The organism is Sulfuricaulis sp. (assembly GCF_049587675.1).
In the GTDB taxonomy this organism is placed as follows: Bacteria; Pseudomonadota; Gammaproteobacteria; order Acidiferrobacterales; family Sulfurifustaceae; genus Sulfuricaulis.
The window spans coordinates 1-1,833 of sequence record NZ_JBAVEJ010000107.1 but is presented as its reverse complement, the minus strand read 5'-3'; the positions used below and the strand labels follow the sequence as shown (position 1 = coordinate 1,833).

Below are 1,833 nucleotides of genomic sequence, written 5' to 3'. Positions count from 1 at the left end.
TGATCAAACCCACGGGGGGACCGCAAGGTGGCGCGGATGGCCCTTGAGCGCAAGAGAAACGGGGCGCGTTCCCCACGTTTTGCGAGGCCATCCGAGGTCGTCCCGGCGAACGCCGGGACCCACAACTACCGGCGCCGATGCCCAAGCCGTCTACCCCCGGGGCCAAACCGCGAAGCCGCGGCGTGATGGGGTGGACGGCCCCCTACGGCATCGAACGTGCCAGAATGAGGTTGTTGCAAATCTCAGACAAGGGAGCCGTCCGTGAACCAGATTATCCGCATTGGGATGGATACGTCGAAGCATATTTTTCAGCTGCACGGGGTGGATGCCGCCGAGCGGCCGGTGCTGCGCAGGAAGCTGCGGCGCAACCAGGTGCTGGCTTTTTTTGCCAAGCTGCCGCCAACCGTTATCGGAATGGAGGCCTGTGGGGCGGCGCATTACTGGGCGCGGGAGTTGCGCAAGCTCGGCCACGAGGTGAAGCTGATGGCGCCGCAGCACGTGAAGGCTTACGTCAAACGTAACAAGAACGACGGGCGCGATGCCGAGGGATTGTGCGAGGCGATGAGCCGGCCGACGATGCAGTTCGTGCCGGTGAAGACCGAGGAACAGCAGGCGGCCCTGATGCTGGCCGGGGTTCGCCAGCAGCTGATCGCAAGGCGCACCCAGCTCAGCAACGCGATCCGCGGCTACGCGGCGGAGTTCGGCCTGACCACCGCCAAGGGTCTCGATAAGATCGAACCGCTGTTGGCGCGGATCGCGCAAGACGAGACGGTGCCTGAAATTGCGCGCGAGCTGTTCGCTTTCCAGGGCAGGGATTACGCGCGGTTGCAAATCGAGCTGAAGGCGATCGAGGCTAGGCTGACGGCCTGGCACCGCGCCAATGCCACCAGCCAGCGTCTGGCGCAGATTCCAGGGGTCGGACCGATCGGCGCCACCGCGCTGGTCATGAAGGCGCCCGATCCTCGCCTGTTCCCGTCCGGCCGGCACTTTGCGGCCTGGATCGGGCTGACACCGAAAGACCATTCCACCGCCGGCAAGACCCGGCTCGGCAAGATCACCCGCGCCGGCGACGAGATGTTGCGCAGCGTGCTGGTGGCGGGAGCGACCGCCGTAATCCAACAGGCGAGGCAAGGCCGCGGCCGTGCGTCGCCCTGGCTGCTCGCGCTGCTGAAGCGCAAGTCGCCGAAACATGCGGCCGTGGCGCTCGCCAACAAAATTGCCCGCATCGCCTGGAAGCTGATGACGACGGGCGAGAGTTACGATGGCGCGCGGATGCCGAGCGCATCGGCGTTCGCCGCCTAAGAGATCGGCCGGTCGGCGGGTTCCGCCGCAACCGGCCGGGCCGGAGCTGCAAGAGGAGTAGATGGTAGGATCGATCGATCCGAGGTGCGAGACACTCCGTGGGACCCATTGGCCCGTAAAGGTCGCTGGCGTGTTTGGAACTCGCGTCGCGGAAACCATCTTGGCCAGCGGTCCGAAGCGACCGCATCAACAGGCCGGACATATGGATGCAAGCGATCCGGTCAGACCGTCAAAAAAACTCTTGTGGCACGGGGGCCGTCCACATATGGGCCCCGGCCTTCGCCGGGGCGACGGCTACACCGCCATCTTGCGGTGCCGGACCGGCGCGCCGGCGGTGAGACTTTCCGCCGCATCGATGATGGCGTTGGCGTCGATGCCGTAGTGGCGGTAAAGGTCGCCAATCGTGCCGGTCTGGCCGAAATGCTCGACGCCGAGCGCCTCGACCCGATGGCCGCGCACGCTGCCGAGCCAGCCGAGGGTTGCGGGATGACCGTCGATCACCGTGACGATGCCGCAGTCGCGCGGCAGCGG

The 1,833-nt window shown here is 66.1% G+C and carries 2 protein-coding genes; one reads left to right on the top strand and one right to left on the bottom strand.

Annotated elements, in window-relative coordinates; genetic code table 11:
- Positions 1–261 precede the first annotated feature (261 nt).
- On the top strand, positions 262–1,302 hold the full coding sequence (locus tag WB402_RS05625; protein WP_424205936.1) for an IS110 family transposase: 1,041 nt from the start codon (positions 262–264) through the stop codon (positions 1,300–1,302).
- A gap of 294 nt (positions 1,303–1,596) precedes the next feature.
- On the opposite strand, the gene WB402_RS05620 is transcribed toward WB402_RS05625, so the two are convergent.
- Positions 1,597–1,833, bottom strand: a 237-nt coding sequence (locus WB402_RS05620) for a hypothetical protein (protein ID WP_424205935.1), incomplete at its 5' end; no start/stop codon positions are given.